The sequence below is a fragment of the Actinoplanes subglobosus genome (assembly GCF_042650585.1).
Taxonomy (GTDB): Bacteria; Actinomycetota; Actinomycetes; order Mycobacteriales; family Micromonosporaceae; genus Actinoplanes; species Actinoplanes subglobosus.
Window position 1 is genome coordinate 198778 of record NZ_JBHSBL010000021.1, and the last position, 14997, is coordinate 213774.

The following is a 14997-nucleotide window of genomic DNA, read 5'->3' on the forward strand; positions in this document are numbered from 1 at the left end:
CGGGCCCCCGGCGGCGATCAGGCCGACCGCGACGACGGCCGGCGAACTGTACGCGACGGCGAGCCCGGCGGAGAGACCGACCTCGACGGAGCCCAGGGCGAGCGCCAGCGTGTGCGCGTACCGGGCGGCGACCTCGGCCCGGCGGATCGCCCGCAGGTCGCGGATGCGGTGCCGGCCCTCCCCGTTCTCGATGTAGTGGCTGGTGACGACGATGCCTGGGCCGCGGTAGTAGACGATGACCCAGATCTCCGGCTTGAGTGCCATGTGACCCTCCTTGCCATCCATCGTGGGCAGCAAGTCGGCTGTCAGCAACAGGCAGACTGGCCTTTCCTGTCAGCAGCCCGCTATCTGCACGACGCAGACAAGGAGTTTTGACCGTTTTAGTGCTTTAAGGAGGCATTAGAACGGGTCCAATCAATCACGGTTGAATGGCTTATTCCCGTTAACGCGATCCGTGCGCCGTAGCGGCCCGGCCACGGACTTGGCGACATGTTGCGACCTGCACTGGCGCCGGTCGCAAGGCCGCCCGCAGACGAACAGCCCGATCTCGGCCTCCCGCACCCGCGACGGCGGCGCCTCATCGACCCCTCGGCCGCACTTCCACGCTGCGGCAGGAGGCCCGGAATCGGGCATATCTTGTAACCTGCGTTCCGCTAGCTGCGGAGCGACATCGACCTAGACTTCCACGAGGGGGCCTACAGAAATCCCCATAGGACACCGGCGGCCGGAGCAATCGACACGCAAGGAATGGTCTCTCGACAACTCCACATACGACTAGGAAACGGCCGGATCACACCGCACGGAAGTTCGACCGAAACGGGCGACGGCCCGCCTGCCAGCGGGCCGTCGTGTCGCCAAATCCCACAAGCAGTGCCTTCTCACAAGCCCAACGAACGGGAGGACGACATGTCCAACCTACCGAATCAACCTGGCTCCGGTGGCTCCGGCGACGGGATCGTTAACATTGCCTTCGCTGCGTTCGCGGGATCCGCCGCCGGGGAGATTGGAATCCTCACCGCTGGTGACGTCCATGCACCAGCCACGATCGTCGCGCTCGCGGTCTTCGGCGTCCTCGGGATCGGCGCGTTGATCGTCGCGACGATCGCCATCCGCCGCCGCTGATCCGTGTCCGGTTCGGGCCGGCCTCTCAGCCGGCCCGAACCGGGCCACTCACCGACGCGCGCGGCCGATCTGTCAGGCGGCGTCGATCGGGCCGGTCGGCAGCTCCCGGCGCAGCAGCTTGCCGGTGGGGTTGCGGGGCAGGTCGTCGACGAACACGACGTCCCGCGGCACCTTGTAACGGGCCAGGTTGGCGCGGACGAACTCGCGGATCTCCTGCGGATCCCGGGCCGAGTCCTCGCTCGGGACGATGAAAGCCCGCAGCCGGGTGCCGAAGTCCGCGTCGTCGACGCCGATCACCGCGGCGTCCATCACGTCCGCCCGCTCGGCCAGCAGGTTCTCCACCTCGAGCGGGTAGACGTTCTCCCCGCCCGAGATGATCATGTCGTCGTCCCGGCCGTCGATGTAGAGCAGGCCCTCGGCGTCGAAGTGCCCCTGGTCGCCGGTGGCCATGTGGCCGTCGATGACCTGCTTGTGCCGGCCGTCGGTGTAGCCCTCGAACGGGATGCCGGTCCGGACGAAGATCCGACCCTTCTCCCCCACGGTGGTGACCGGCTTGTCGTCGGCGTCGTAGAGCGCGACGTGCACGGTGACCGGTGGCTTACCCACGGTCCCGGGCGATCTGCGCAGCTCGTGCGGCTGGGCCACGGAGGCGACCGCCACCTCGGTGGATCCGTACACGTTGTACAGCACGTCACCGAAGACGTCCTGGAAACGGGTGCTCAGCTCCGGGGCGAGCGCCGACCCGGCCAGGAAGACCGTCTTCAGCGAGGACGTGTCGTACTTGGCGATGACGTCCGGGCCGAGGGCGAGGATGCGGTTCAGCATGGTCGGGACGGCCACCAGCATGTGGGCGCGGTGCTCGGCGATCGCGGCGAGGATGCTCTCGGCGTTGAACCGGCGCAGCAGGACAGCGTGGTTGGACAGTGACAGCCCGACCGTCCACGCGCCGAAGCCGGTGCTGTGGAACAGCGGCGACGCGATCACCGCGGTACCCTGCCGGGGGAAGTCGATCCGGTCCGCGATCAGGGCACTGGCAAGCGGCGACACCTTGGTCCGGGGCGCACCCTTGGGCAGTCCGGTGGTCCCGCTGGTGAGGATGATGAAACCGCCCGGCTTCTCCGGGATCGGCAGGGGTACGGTCGTCGGCTCCGCCGCGATCAGCTCCTCGACGGTGAGCACCCCCTCGGGACGCTCGTAGTCGTCGTCGGCCCAGCTCAGGTATCGCGGGATGTCGTCCGGCAGCAGGTCGACGGCGGGGGCGAACTCGCTGTCGTACATCAGGAACCGGACGTTCTCCCGGCTGATCACCTCAGCCAGCTGGGACGCGGCGAGCCCGGTGTTGAGCATGGCCAGCCGCAACCCGGCGCGGGCCGTACCGGTGATGGCCAGGGCCAGCCCGCGATGATCGCGGGCCAGCACCCCGATCACCGACTTCGGCGGCAGGTCGACCTTGCGCAGGGCGTGGGCCAGGGCGTTCGAACGCTCGAAGAACTGGCGGTACGTCCACGTGCCGCGTTCGTCGGTGAGGGCCGGCAGGTTCGGGTGTTCGTTGGCGGCCTTCTCGGTGAGGGCCGCCTGGGGGCCGAGTTTCGCGTTGTTGCCGGCCGCCTTGATCAGCCGGTCCGGGCGCAGGAGGTTGACGATGCCTATCTGATGCATCCGCAGAACCGCATGCAGGTGCTCGAGCGTGCTCACGATCAGCCCTTCCATATGGGGGTCCGGTTCTCGGCGTAGGCACGGATGCCCTCCTGGGCGTCCGCCGAGCCGATCACCTCACCGGCGATGTCGGAGAGACGGTCGAAGGCCTCCGCGGCGCCCCAGTCGCGGTGTTCGTCGACGATGCGTTTCGAGAGCAGTACAGCCAGGGGCGCGTTCGCGGCGATGTCCTGGGCGAGTTGCAGCGCGGTGTCGAACGCCTTGCCCGGTGACGTGACGCGGTTGATCAGCCCGAGTTCGTGGAGCCGGCGCGCGGGCATCGGCTCTCCGGTCAGGGCCAGTTCCAGGGCGGTGCTGCGGGGCAGGCTCCGCGCGAGACGGAGCACCCCGCCGGCCGCGGCCACCAGGCCGCGTTTGACCTCGGGGATGCCGAAGAGGGCGTCCTCTGCGGCGACGATCAGGTCGGCGGCCAGCGCCAGTTCACATCCGCCGGCGAGAGCGGCACCCTCGACGGCGGCGATCAGCGGTTTGGCCGGCGGCCGGGCGGTGATGCCGAGCAGGCCACGTCCCTCGGTGACCGGGTAGTCCCCGCGGGCGGCCGCTTTCAGGTCCATGCCGGCGCTGAAGACGGTGTCCGAGCCGGTCAGGATCGCCACCCGCGCGTCCGGATCGGCTTCGAACTCGTCGACCGCCTTCTCCAGGGCCCGGGCCGTGGCCAGGTCGATCGCGTTGCGGACCCGGGGCCGGTTGAGCCGGAAGACAGTGACCGGCCCATGCCACTCCACGACCAGCGACGGCGCGGGAGGCGCCGGTAGCTCGACCCTGGAAGCAACGCCGCCGGTCTCGGCCCCGGAAGCCCTGGAAGCGACGCCGCCGGGCTCGGCCCCGGAAGCGACGCCGGGTCCGCCCCTGGAAGCAACGCCGCCGGGCTCGGCCCCGGAAGCGACGCCGGATCCGTCACTGGAAGCGACGCCGCTGACGGAAGTGGAAGCGAGGGTCGTGCCCGCGACGTCGATCCAACAACCCGCCAGATCCGACATTTCAGAAATGTCGCCCAAGGGTTGAGGACGGGGAGCGCTGTCGGCGGGGCGAAGCGCGGGGCCGGAACGGAGGGACGCGGAGCCGGAGCGGAGGGACACGGGGCCGGAAGGGACGGACGCGGAGCCGGAGGGGAAGGACGCGGAGCCGGAGCGGAGGGACACGGGGCCGGAAGGGACGGACGCGGAGCCGGAGGGGAAGGACGCGGAGTCGGAGCGGAGGGACACGGGGCCGGAAGGGACGGACGCGGAGCCGGAGCGGAGGGAGGCGGAGTCGGAGCGGAGGGACACGGAGTCGGAGGGGAGGAACGCGGGGTCGGTCAGGCGGAGGACGACGCGGTCGCCGTCGGGGGTGATCGCCGTGACGATCGTGGCCTCGGGCACGCCGTCGCGGCGGTAGGGGACGGTGTAGGCCTCCAGGACCGCCGGGCCGGTCCAGGAATCGAGCGCCCGGCGCGCCGGCGGCCGCACCAGTCGATGGTCGGCGTCGATGTCACGGAACCCGGTCCGTGGCGGGCTGGCCGACAGGACGGTCGCAGCGTGCTTCGTGAGGTACCACCCGAGGGCGGTCGCCAGGCCGTAACTGTCCGGCTCTGATCGCAGGAGCGGCACCAGGTTGGCGATCGCGTGACTGGAGTAGTTGTTGCCCGGGCCACCCGCGAAGGTCAGCCCGCCCGTCACCGTCAGCGGCCGTTCCGGGTCGTCGATCGGCAAGCCGAGCTCCAGGGCGGCGATCTGTACGGCGGACGGGAAACAGGCGTACAGGTCGAGGTGTGCGACGTCGTCGATGCCGATGCCGCTGTGCCCGAGGACGGCCGCGCCGATCGCCTTGATCGCGGGCGAGGACGCGAGGTCGGCCCGCTCGGTGACATACCACTCGTCGGTGGCGTGGGCTCCGGCGTGCAGGAACACCCACCGGTCCTGGTCGATCCCGGCCTCCTGGGCGGCGGCCGCACTGCACACGATGACGCCGGTGCCTTGGTTGACCTGCACGTTCGCGGTGAGCAACTTCGGGTAGGGCGCGGAGATCATCCGGTTGCCCGCGGTCGGCGCGGCCAGTTCGGCAGCGGTGTGTGCGACCGGCTGCCAGGCGTGCGGGTTGCGGGCGGCGATCTCGGAGTAGCCGGACCAGAGCCGGGTGATCCGCTCCCGGTGTTCGGCCGGGCCGAGTCCGAGCCGTGCACGGACCGCCGATTCGATCAGGGCGTAGAGGTAGATCGGGGCGACCAGGCCGGCCGCGGTCTCCGGGTCGTTGTTGGCCGGTGCGTCACCGCCGACGACCCGGCCGGGCACGGTGCCGTCGGGCTGTCGCGGCCAGTCCAGCTCGCGGCCGGACTTGTCGGCGGCGGCGGCAGTCGAGGCGGCCTCGGCACCACCGAGCAGAGCGATCGAGGCGTGACCGGAAGCGATCACAGCAGCGACGTCATTGAGCAGTCGCAGCGAGCCGTCGCCGCCGAAGATCGTGGTCTGCACGGTCTGCTCCGGGGTCGCGCCGACGTGATCAGCGATCAGCGCGGCACCGTCCGGGTATTGCCACGAGACGCTGGCGACGTACCCCACGAGGTCTGCTTTTTGAAGAATCTCCGGGTTTCGGCTGTCGTCGGCGGCGAGCCGCAACGCCCGCACGGCGAGCGACACCGGATCGCCGCCCTCCGGCTCGGTGGACCGGTCGGAGACCTGACCGACCCCGACGATCACCGGGGTCCAGGCGTCGATCTCCTCCCCGGTACGACCGAAAATGATCGGTGCCGGCTTGGGCCCGGGCGGCGGCAGCTCCGAGAACGAACCGGCCGCCGAACGAGACCCGGAGCCGTCGCCCGCGGCACGAGACGCGGAGGAGCCGGCACGAGAGGAAGCGGCACGAGACGCGGAGGAGCCTGAGGCGGAATGAGAGGATCCGGCACGAGAAGCGGAGGAACCGGAAGCGGTGCGAGGGGCGGAAGAGGCGGCCGCGGCGGATCCCGCCTCAGCGACATGACCGAGTTCGGTCAGGGATTTGCGCATCGCGTCGGCGAGGTTGCGGGCGACCATCGCGCCCAGTGGACCCTCCGCCGAGCCGCCCTCGACCCCGCCGTCGAATCGCACCAGCGAGCCACCGTCGACGGGGGTGACCGACAGGTAGAAACCGACCGAGATTCCCATCGGCGCGGTGCCCTCGAACCAGACCGCCCGGCCCGGGACGACGCCGGTGACCGTCCAGCGGACCTCGCTCGGCACCCCCATCAGCTTGATCCGCTGCCGGAACCGGACCCCCTCGGTGAACGCGTCCGGCGGCCCGTCGATCCATCCGGTGTGCTGGAGCACCCAGTCCGGCATCCGGGCCGGCTCGACGAGTACCGCGAACACCTGCTCCGCCCCGGCTGCGGCGGTCACCTGCACGCCGCAGGGGTGAACGAAGCGGCGAGGCGGCTCGACGACGGCCTGGGCGGACGTGGACGACCCGGAAGGTGCGGACGACCCGGGACGGGCCCGGCTCAGCAGGGCTCCGGCGAGGGCACGCGCGACGGCGAGCCCGGCACGCAACCGGGTCAGATGAACAGCGGGCATCGACGCTCCCCTAACAGTCTGGGGTGACGGTAAGGGGGTGACCTGGGTCACGGCAAGAGCAGGGCGAACACTGAGAATCCGCTGTATGGACGGAACTAACCGTCAAGCCGTACGGTAAATGCTGTGAAACGAACGCAGGCGCAGCGCAGCGGCGCCACCCGGGGCAAGATCCTGGAGGCCACGTTGCAGTGTCTGGTCGAGCGCGGCTACGCGGAGACCACCACCGCCGAGGTCCTGGCCCGCGCCGACGTCCCCCGCGGCACGCTGCTGCACCACTTCCCGACCAAGGCCGATCTGCTGGTCGGCGCGGTGCACTACGTGGCGGGCCGGCGCGCCGAGGCCCTGACCGCCGAGCTGGCCGCGATCCCGCCGGAGGCCGACCGTCTCGACGCGCTGATCGACATCATCTGGCGGCATTTCTCCTCACCGTTGTTCTGGGCCGCGCTGGAGTTGTGGAACGCGGCTCGCACCGACGACGAGGTGCGCACCGCGCTGCTGCCGGTGGAGAGGGAGATCTTCGCCGTCCTGCACGATCGGGCCCGTACGCTGCTCAGCGAGAGCTCACCCGGCGATCCCCGGGTGCCGACCGTTGTCGAGTTCAGCTACGAGGTGCTGACCGGGCTCGCCATGACCGGCATCGTCAGCGGCGATCTGGGCCGCCGTGAGCTGCTGATCCGCCGGTGGAAGCGGGCTGCCGCGATCCTGCTGGGCCACCGTGATCCGTCCACCCTCGTCGAACGTGCCCGCTCAAAGGAGAGTTGATGATCGACACCCCGGAACGTCTCGCCCTCGCCGACGCGATGAAGCAGTTCGTGTCCCGTGAGATCCACCCGCACCTGGCCGATTGGGAGCGGGCCGGCGAGATCCCCCGTGACGTGCACTCCCGGCTGGCCAAGGCCGGCCTCTACGGCATCGGGTTCGCCGAGGAGCACGGCGGCGACGGCGGCGACAGTGTCGACACGGTCGTGGCGACCGAGGCGTTCCTGGAGGCGGGCGGCTCCTCCGGCGCGCACGCCGCGATCTTCACCCACGGCATCGCGCTGCCGCACATCATCGCCTCCGGCGACGCGAGCCTGATCGACCGGTTCGTCCGCCCGGCCCTGGCCGGGGAGATGATCGGGGCGCTCGGCATCACCGAGCCGGAGGCCGGGTCGGATGTGGGCTCGCTGCGCACCACAGCGGTCCGCGACGGCGACGCGTACGTGGTGAACGGCGCCAAGATGTTCATCACCTCCGGCATCCGGGCCGACTTCGTCACCGCGGCGGTGCGGACCGGCGGCCCGGGCGCGTCGGGCATCAGCATGCTGGTGATCGAGAAGGGCACGCCCGGTTTCACGGTGTCCCGCAAGCTCGACAAGATGGGCTGGCTCTGCTCGGACACCGCGGAGTTGTCGTTCGCCGACTGCCGGGTGCCGGCGGCCAACCTGGTCGGCCCGGAGAATTTCGGGTTCGCGCTGATCGGCCAGGCGTTCGTGTCGGAGCGGATCATCGCGGCGGTGCACGCCTACTCGGTGGCGCAGCGCTCCCTCGACCTGACCCTGGAGTACGTGCGGTCCCGCGAGACGTTCGGCCGCCCACTGATCAGCCGTCAGGTGGTCCGCCACAAGCTGATCGACATGAGGATGCGGATCGACCACTCCCGTCAGTACACCCGCTGGGTGGCCGAGCGGCACGCGGCCGGCGAGGCGATGATCGGCGAGGTCTGCCTGGCCAAGAACGCGGCGGTGGAGGCCTGCAAGCACGTCGTCGACGAGGCCGTCCAGCTGCACGGCGGCATGGGTTACATGCGTGAGTCGGAGGTCGAGCGCAACTACCGGGACACCCGGATCCTCGGCATCGGGGCCGGCGCCACCGAGATCATGTCCGATCTGGCGGCGAAGATGTTCGGTTACCAGTGAGTCCCGGCGCCGCCTGGATCAGGGCGTCGATGAGTTTGTCGATGGTACCGGGGAAGGCCGAGTTGTACATCGACGGCAGATGCTCCCGCACCAGGTGCACGTTGGGGTAACCGTCGGCCGGCAGTGAGGTGTAGACCCGGGACCACGCCTCCTGCTCGGCCGCCTCCTGCTCCTCGGTGAGCTCGGCCGCGTCGACGGCGGCCACCGCGAGCACGGTGTCGACGAAGTCACGGTAGTGGCGGACCGCGTCGGCGGGGGCGAACCCGGCGCTCAGCATGATGCCGATCCCGGTGTCGACGACCCGCATCTCGTGCGGGCCGGCGGTGACCCGGATCGCCCGCAGGTGGGCCAGCCGCGGGTGCAGCCGCATCGAGCGCCGCAGCGAGGCGGCCAGGTCGCGCAGCGAGTCGGCCCAGTGCTCGCGGGGCACGAACTCGGCGAACGCGTCACCGATCAGCCGGTCGGCGAGGGCGAGCAGCAGCGCGTCCATGTCGCGGAAGTAGCGGTACACCGCGGTCGGGTCGGCGCCCAGCTCGGCGCCGAGCCGGCGGACGCTCAGTTTGTCACCGCCGGGCGCGTCGATGAGGCGCAGAGCTGTGTCGACGATCATGTCGGCGGTCAGCACGACCCCGGTGCGGGTCTTCCGCCGCCGGGCCCCCACGCTGCGCACACGTTCCACTCCAGGCACTCACCCACCCTAGACGCCTCTTATGTCAACGCATTGACATAAGAGTGCGCGGGGCGGTTTCATCTGTTCACGAGATCCCCACCGGCCGACACCGCAGGGATCTCGTGAGAGTTGAAGGGACTCACCATGGCGGCCACACCCCCCGCTTACGATCTGGCGATCCGCACCGACGAGCAGCGCATCAGCAAGGCCCTGGCCGGCGCCGCTCGCACCCCGTTCTGGTTGGAGGACCCGGGTCGGCCGGCCCCCCAGCCCGCGCTGAACGGGTCGACCGAGGCCGACCTGCTGGTCGTCGGCGGTGGCTACTGCGGGCTGTGGACCGCCCTGATCGCCAAGGAGACCGACCCGTCGCTCGACGTGGTGCTGGTCGAGGGCAACGAGATCGCCTGGGCCGCCAGCGGGCGCAACGGCGGTTTCGTCGAGGCCAGCCTGACCCACGGCACCGAGAACGGGCGCCGCCACTTCGCCGACGAGCTGCCGATCCTCGACGCGCTGGCCGCGGAGAACTTCGCCGGTTTCGAGGCCACGCTGACCCGGCACGGCATCGACGCCGAGTTCCAGAAGGAGGGCGTCCTCGCCGTCGCGACCGAGCCGCACCAGGTCGAGGAGCTGCGCGAGGCGGCCACCGACGGCACCACCTTCTACGAGGGCGCCGAGCTGGACGCGCTGGTGAAGTCGCCGCTCTACCGGGCCGGCCTGATGCAGCACGAGGGCGCCGCGCTGGTGCACCCGGCCAAGCTGGCCTGGGGCCTCAAGGCGGCCTGCCTGCGCCTGGGCGTGCGGATCTTCGAGAACACCCCGGTCACCGACATCAAGGACCAGGGCGCGACGGTACGGGCGGCGACCTGGGCCGGCAGTGTGCGTGCCCGTAAGGTCGCGCTGGCCACGAACGGCTTCCCGTCGCTGCTCAAGCGGAACCGGCTGCTGACCGTGCCGATCTACGACTACGTGCTGATGACCGAGCCGCTGACCGACGCCCAGGTCGAGGAGATCGGCTGGACCAAGCGGTTCGGCATCTCGGACACGTCGCGGCAGTTCCACTACTACCGGATGACCTCGGACAACCGGATCCTGTGGGGCGGCTACGACGCGGTCTACCACAAGGGCGGCGCGATCCGGCCCGAGCACGACCAGAACCCGGAGACCTTCACCCGGCTCGCCGACCATTTCCTGCGGACGTTCCCGCAGCTCGGTGACGTGACGTTCAGCCACGCCTGGGGCGGCATGATCGACATGTGCACCCAGCTGGCCGCGTTCCAGGGCCGGGCGATGGGTGGCAAGGTCGCCTACAGCAGCGGCTTCACCGGGCTGGGCGTGGCCGCGACCCGCTACGGGGCGACGGTGATGCTCGACCTGCTGGACGGGAAGGACACCGTCCGTACCCGGGTGAAGATGGCGAAGAAGAAGCCGCTGCCGATCCCGCCGGAGCCGGTGCTCTACCCGGCCGTGCAGGTGATCCGCAACGCGATCGCCCGCTCGGACCGCAACGGCGGCCGGGACGGCTTCATCCTGAAGGCGGCCAATGCCTTCGGATTCTCCTTCGACTCCTGATGACAGCGGGCCGGCCCTACGGGACCGGCCCGCTCGCTCTGAACCCGGGCTCGACCTCGCGGACGCAGTGCTCCGCATCCTCGGCCGGCACTCCGCGCGCCGTCAGTGCCGCCATCGCCTCGGCCGGCCGCTCTCCACCGTCGACGACGCTGATCCCGCCGCCACTGCCGCGCACCAGATGAACCCGGTACCTCGCGCCGGTCCACTCGACCCGCGCCGCGGTCACCGGTCCCTCCGCTGGATCACCCATGGGATCAACCTACAGACCCCATTTCCGATGATCTGCACCCCGGGCCAGGTCGGCCGAACGGATCTTTTCCGCCGACGATCATGCCGCAGCACTGGCCCCGGCGGGACATAGACATACATGCTGATGCATCGATCAAGACCCGAGCCCCCCGGGGAGACCGACCTTGTCGTCACATCAGCCGTCGTACTACACCGCCGCGCCGACGCCCCCGGCTCCTCCCCCGCCGAACCGGCGGGCCCCCTGGCTCTTCCCGGTCGCCCTGACCGCGGCCCTGCTGGCCGTCGGCGGCACCGTCTTCTTTCTTCTGACCAGCGGTGACGAGCCGGAGACGGCCGCCGAGCCGCTGGACCTGAACGCCGCGGTCCCGGCCGCCCCGCCGGTGGTCTCCACCCCGGCCGGCCGGATCACCACGGCGGCGGAGCCGGAGGCCGGCAACACGGTCGGCGTCACCTGCTTCCTGGCCAGCAACGTCGGCCCCCGCGAGACCTTCACCATCAAGCCGGACCGCAACGGCCGACCCGACTTCACCCCCACCTGGGAGGCGAGCGGCTACTTCTGCGACGTCGTCGAGGTGGGCGGCGGCCAGCAGGAGGTGGTCAGCCCGATCGGCGACCGGGAGCAGACCGCCCTGCGGGCCAGTGGGTACGCCGACGACGACATCTCCAGCCTGTTCGCCATCTGCGCCGACGTCAACCCGGCCGAGGACTTCCTCAAACCCGGCTACCAGATGACCTCCGAGCAGGTCAGCGAACTGGTCGGCGCCCTCGTCCTCTGCCCCGACCAGCCGCTGTCCGCGAAGTGGCGCCAGCTCATCCAGCGCGAGGACCGGCCGGCCACCGCCGACGGCGCCGTCGGCGACGGACCACACCGGGTCGGCAAGCTGGTCAAGACCGGCACCTGGACCACCGTCGACGAGGACGGCTGCTACTGGGAGCGCCAGTCCAGCGCCGGCAAGGTCCTGGAGAGCAAGTTCGTCGGACCGGGCGCCAAGGCCACCGCCACCCTCCGCGCCGGGGACGCCCTCTTCCTCTCCGCCGGTTGCGGCGAGTGGACACGCGCTAGCTGAGCAGCGCGCCCAGAAGGCCCCGCAGGGTCCGTTCGAAGAGATCCTCGCGGGGCGCGCCCGGGTCGGCGAAGGCGGCGATCAGATGGGGGTACGCCGTGAGGTCGAACCCGGTGAACGCCGGAGGCGGTGCGGCCCGCTCCTGACGCACGAAGAGCGTCACGACCCCGGTCATCATCGCCAGCGCCTCGAACTTGGCGGCACTGGAGCAACGCACCGGCGCGAGGACCCCCAGGCAGTGGTCGAACCAGGACAGCCCCTCGGGCCCGAGACCGCTGGGCCGGGTGAGCAGATCGATCAGCCAGGGATGCCGCCGGTAGAGGCCGAGTTGCCGGCCGGCCAGCCCCAGCAGCGCGGTCATCGGGTCGGGCCCCGGCTCCGGATAGGGCCGCAGCTCGCCGATCACCCGGTCGGTCATCAGGTCGAGCAGATCGTCCCGTGACGACAGATAGCGGTAGAGGCTGCCCGCCCCGGTGCCGAGGGCGCCGGCCACCGCGCGCATCGAGACCGCGGCCAGCCCGTCGGTGTCGGCCAGCGCGACGGCGGCCGCCACGATCTCGTCCCGGCTGTGTCCCGGCTGCGGTCCGCGGCTGCCGCGCTCGGGCCTTGACCAGATCGGAGGTGCGTCGCTCACGTGCACTACTGTAAACTGCGAACAGCGTTCGCGGTTTACCTACGGGAGGCACCGAGATGATCGAGACGAGAGACGGGGCGAGGATCCCCCTGCACACCACCGGCAGCGGGCCGGATCTGGTGGTGGTGCACGGTGGCGGCGTGACCATCGACATCTACCGGCGGCTGGCCGCCCGGCTCGCCGACCGGTTCACCGTCCACCTCTACAACCGCCGGGGCCGGGCCGACGCGCCGCCGCGCAGCGTGCCCTACTCGATGCAGGATGACATCGACGACCTGGCCGCGGTGCTGGCGCACACCGGCGCGACCGACGTGCTCGGCCACAGCGGCGGCGCGGTCGTCGCCATCGAGGCGGCCCGCCAGCAGGTGCCGATGCGGCGGCTCGCGGTCTACGACGTGCCGCTCCAGGTCGACGGCCTGTTCCCGGTCGGCTGGCTGCCGGGCGCGCGGGCGGCGGCGCAGGCCGGCGACACGGCCCGCGCTCTCGCGCTGGTCGGCGCGGGGCTCAACACCCAGTCGGCGGCCGGCAAGCTGCCGATCGGCGTGCAGGTGGCGATCACGAGACTGTTCATGCGCACGCCCTACGGGCGGATGATGGGCGAGCTGGTGGCCATGACGCTGGACGAGTCGGCGTCGATCAACGAGCACAGCGGGCCGGCCTCCCGGTGGGCCGGGATCACCGCCGAGGTGCTGCTGGTCTGCGGCGCGAGCGGGCCACCCTACTATCCGAGGATCCACGCGGCGCTGGCCGCGGCGATACCCGGCGCCCGCACCCTGGAGATCGCCGGCAGCACCCACGACGGCCTGGCCCGCGCGACCCCGAAGATCGTCGAGCCGTTCGCCGAGTTCTTCGCCAGGCGCTAGAGACCGTTTCGCGGACAGGGTCCTGCGGTCGTGACCCTGACCGGCATGGCGCCGGCCGCCCGCGACCCCGGCGGATGCCGAGCGCCGGGTGGGCCATCCGGGGACGTCGCGCTCCGGCCGGCCCACCCGGCACTGAATCGCTTCAGGAGGCGGCGCTGGCCTCTCGGGAACGCGTGGTGGACGAGTGCTCACCGGGATGCCCCAGGAAGAGTGCGCAGTCCAGCTCGTCACGGTCCACCGCGGGGGCCGCCCCACGACCCGGGCACCAGGTGTAGGGGTTGACCTCCGACGCGCTGAGCGTCCACTGGATCCACCACGTCGTCGTGTCCACCTGCTGGCCGAGAGCCGCGTGCGAGCCCTCGTGGCCCAACTCGAGTTCGCAGCCCAGCTCCGACTGCACACTCGGCGCCTCCGCCGGGAGCGCATCGAAGAAGGCCAGTTGTGCCGCGTCGAGCGTGACACGGGCGGGGCAGTTCACCGGGGTCTCACGATCAATCGACATGCGTACATGGGTTCCCGCGCCGGGGCTCCGCTACACCGATTCACTGAACCGGTTTTGTCGAGCACGCGGCCGCGGCGATCCACTCCTCGCTGACGCAGCCCTCGTCGTAATCCCACCAGCCGTCGCGTGCGCCGGCCCGGAGCACCCGCTGGACGCCGGCGAGATCGGCACCCGGCGGCACCTCCAGGGCGACCAGGCCGTACTGCTGGACGTCCTCACCGGTCACGCCGAAGGGCTCGAAGGCGTCCAGGACACGCCGGCGGGAGCCGTGCAGCGGGCCACTGCCGAACGGGACGACGCGAATCGTGCAGTTGCCCGACCACTCGAGATGCTCCGCGGCCCAGAGCACCCCGTCGGCGTCGGCCTCGACCCGGATCAGGTCACCGCTGGCGACGCCGCGCACGAACCAGGGCACATTGGTCAGTCGCACGACGCCGTCGCGGACCGTGTCGGCCCAGAGGCTCTCCACCTCGACCGGCGGCCAGTCGTCACCGTCGCGCGGCAGATCGAAATGGACCTTGACCGCTGCCATCGTCACCCCGTACCCGAACTCGCCCGCTCACACGGGAACGTAGTGTTCCAGAAGATCAGCCCGCGCCGACCTCGGGCGTACGGCTGAGAGCGAGCCATTCGTCACGGGTGATCGCATACTCCACCTCGCCCTCCTCGGAACCGGGGATGGGCGGGTAGTCGGGGAAGAAGGTGCGCTGGTACCGGAGACCGACCTTGGTCATCACGGCACGGGAACCGGCGTTCACGGTCATGGTCTGCGCGACGATCCGGGTCTGGCCGGCCGTCGTGAAACCGTGCCGCAGCAGTTCCCGGGAGGCCTCGGCGGCGTACCCCTGACGCCAGTGCCGGCGGGCCAGGCGGTAACCGAGCTCGGCGACGGACTCGTCCTCGGTGGGCGGGAGCATCATCACCCCGATGAACTCGCCGCCGGGGCCGAAGGCCACCCAGTAACCGAGCCCGTCGACCCGGCGGCCCAGCTCCATCCGCTTGGCGTGGAACTCGGTGACCTCCTCGCGGGTACGGGCCCGGCCGTCGAGGTAACGCAGCACCTCGGGGTCGGAGTCGAGCTCGACCTCCAGGTCCACGTGGTCGTCCGTGAGCGGGAGCAGCAGCATCCGCTCGGTGCGCAGGACAGGTTGCGGCATCCGCTCACGATCACACAGCCCCGGCGGGC

General features: G+C 70.8%; 15 protein-coding genes. 6 read left to right on the forward strand and 9 right to left on the reverse strand.

The features are described 5' to 3' along the window. A partial coding sequence (locus ACFO0C_RS32885) for a hypothetical protein (protein WP_378070636.1) occupies window positions 1-264 on the reverse strand: 264 nt, incomplete at its 3' end. 642 nt (window positions 265-906) lie between these two features. Between ACFO0C_RS32885 and ACFO0C_RS32890 the strand changes: the two genes are divergently transcribed. Further along, entirely contained in the window at window positions 907-1122 is a 216-nt protein-coding gene (locus ACFO0C_RS32890) for a hypothetical protein (protein ID WP_378070637.1), read from the forward strand. Window positions 1123-1194: 72 nt separating this feature from the next. Here the strand turns inward: ACFO0C_RS32890 and ACFO0C_RS32895 are convergent, their stop codons facing one another. Together ACFO0C_RS32895 and ACFO0C_RS32900 are read right to left on the reverse strand one after the other, a co-directional pair. After that, window positions 1195-2817 (reverse strand): acyl-CoA synthetase, encoded by a 1623-nt coding sequence (locus tag ACFO0C_RS32895; RefSeq protein WP_378070638.1) that lies wholly within the window; start codon window positions 2815-2817, stop codon window positions 1195-1197. 2 nt (window positions 2818-2819) lie between these two features. Then, window positions 2820-6362: a crotonase/enoyl-CoA hydratase family protein gene (locus ACFO0C_RS32900; RefSeq protein ID WP_378070639.1), complete on the reverse strand. Its 3543-nt coding sequence runs from the start codon at window positions 6360-6362 to the stop codon at window positions 2820-2822. A 123-nt stretch (window positions 6363-6485) separates the two neighbouring features. On the opposite strand from ACFO0C_RS32900, the gene ACFO0C_RS32905 reads away from it, so the two are divergent. Then, a complete protein-coding gene (locus tag ACFO0C_RS32905) occupies window positions 6486-7124 on the forward strand; it encodes a TetR/AcrR family transcriptional regulator (RefSeq protein WP_378070640.1) in 639 nt (212 codons plus the stop codon). After that, complete coding sequence (locus tag ACFO0C_RS32910) at window positions 7124-8260, forward strand: acyl-CoA dehydrogenase family protein (protein WP_378070641.1); 1137 nt, start codon at window positions 7124-7126, stop codon at window positions 8258-8260. The genes ACFO0C_RS32905 and ACFO0C_RS32910 overlap by 1 nt, the downstream gene beginning before the upstream one ends. On the opposite strand, the gene ACFO0C_RS32915 is transcribed toward ACFO0C_RS32910, so the two are convergent. Continuing rightward, a complete protein-coding gene (locus ACFO0C_RS32915; protein WP_378070642.1) occupies window positions 8220-8948 on the reverse strand; it encodes a TetR/AcrR family transcriptional regulator in 729 nt (242 codons plus the stop codon). The two genes, ACFO0C_RS32910 and ACFO0C_RS32915, sit on opposite strands and share 41 nt — an antisense overlap. A gap of 126 nt (window positions 8949-9074) precedes the next feature. Between ACFO0C_RS32915 and ACFO0C_RS32920 the strand changes: the two genes are divergently transcribed. After that, window positions 9075-10499, forward strand: a complete 1425-nt coding sequence (locus ACFO0C_RS32920; protein ID WP_378070643.1) for an NAD(P)/FAD-dependent oxidoreductase — start codon at window positions 9075-9077, stop codon at window positions 10497-10499. Between the two features lie 16 nt (window positions 10500-10515). Here the strand turns inward: ACFO0C_RS32920 and ACFO0C_RS32925 are convergent, their stop codons facing one another. Beyond that, on the reverse strand, window positions 10516-10749 hold the full coding sequence (locus ACFO0C_RS32925) for a hypothetical protein (RefSeq protein ID WP_378070644.1): 234 nt from the start codon (window positions 10747-10749) through the stop codon (window positions 10516-10518). A gap of 163 nt (window positions 10750-10912) precedes the next feature. On the opposite strand from ACFO0C_RS32925, the gene ACFO0C_RS32930 reads away from it, so the two are divergent. Further along, window positions 10913-11815: a hypothetical protein gene (locus tag ACFO0C_RS32930; protein WP_378070645.1), complete on the forward strand. Its 903-nt coding sequence runs from the start codon at window positions 10913-10915 to the stop codon at window positions 11813-11815. On the opposite strand, the gene ACFO0C_RS32935 is transcribed toward ACFO0C_RS32930, so the two are convergent. Then, window positions 11808-12446, reverse strand: coding sequence for a TetR/AcrR family transcriptional regulator (locus ACFO0C_RS32935; protein WP_378070646.1), 639 nt, complete (start codon window positions 12444-12446; stop codon window positions 11808-11810). The two genes, ACFO0C_RS32930 and ACFO0C_RS32935, sit on opposite strands and share 8 nt — an antisense overlap. A gap of 56 nt (window positions 12447-12502) precedes the next feature. On the opposite strand from ACFO0C_RS32935, the gene ACFO0C_RS32940 reads away from it, so the two are divergent. Continuing rightward, a complete protein-coding gene (locus ACFO0C_RS32940; RefSeq protein WP_378070647.1) occupies window positions 12503-13309 on the forward strand; it encodes an alpha/beta fold hydrolase in 807 nt (268 codons plus the stop codon). A gap of 142 nt (window positions 13310-13451) precedes the next feature. Here ACFO0C_RS32940 and ACFO0C_RS32945 read toward each other — a convergent pair whose 3' ends face one another. The 3 genes from ACFO0C_RS32945 to ACFO0C_RS32955 are packed head-to-tail and all read right to left on the reverse strand — an operon-like array spanning window position 13452 to window position 14968. Continuing rightward, a complete protein-coding gene (locus ACFO0C_RS32945) occupies window positions 13452-13811 on the reverse strand; it encodes a hypothetical protein (RefSeq protein ID WP_378070648.1) in 360 nt (119 codons plus the stop codon). A gap of 40 nt (window positions 13812-13851) precedes the next feature. Continuing rightward, complete coding sequence (locus ACFO0C_RS32950; RefSeq protein WP_378070649.1) at window positions 13852-14343, reverse strand: DUF4265 domain-containing protein; 492 nt, start codon at window positions 14341-14343, stop codon at window positions 13852-13854. A 55-nt stretch (window positions 14344-14398) separates the two neighbouring features. After that, complete coding sequence (locus tag ACFO0C_RS32955; protein WP_378070650.1) at window positions 14399-14968, reverse strand: GNAT family N-acetyltransferase; 570 nt, start codon at window positions 14966-14968, stop codon at window positions 14399-14401. Window positions 14969-14997: the final 29 nt, after the last annotated feature.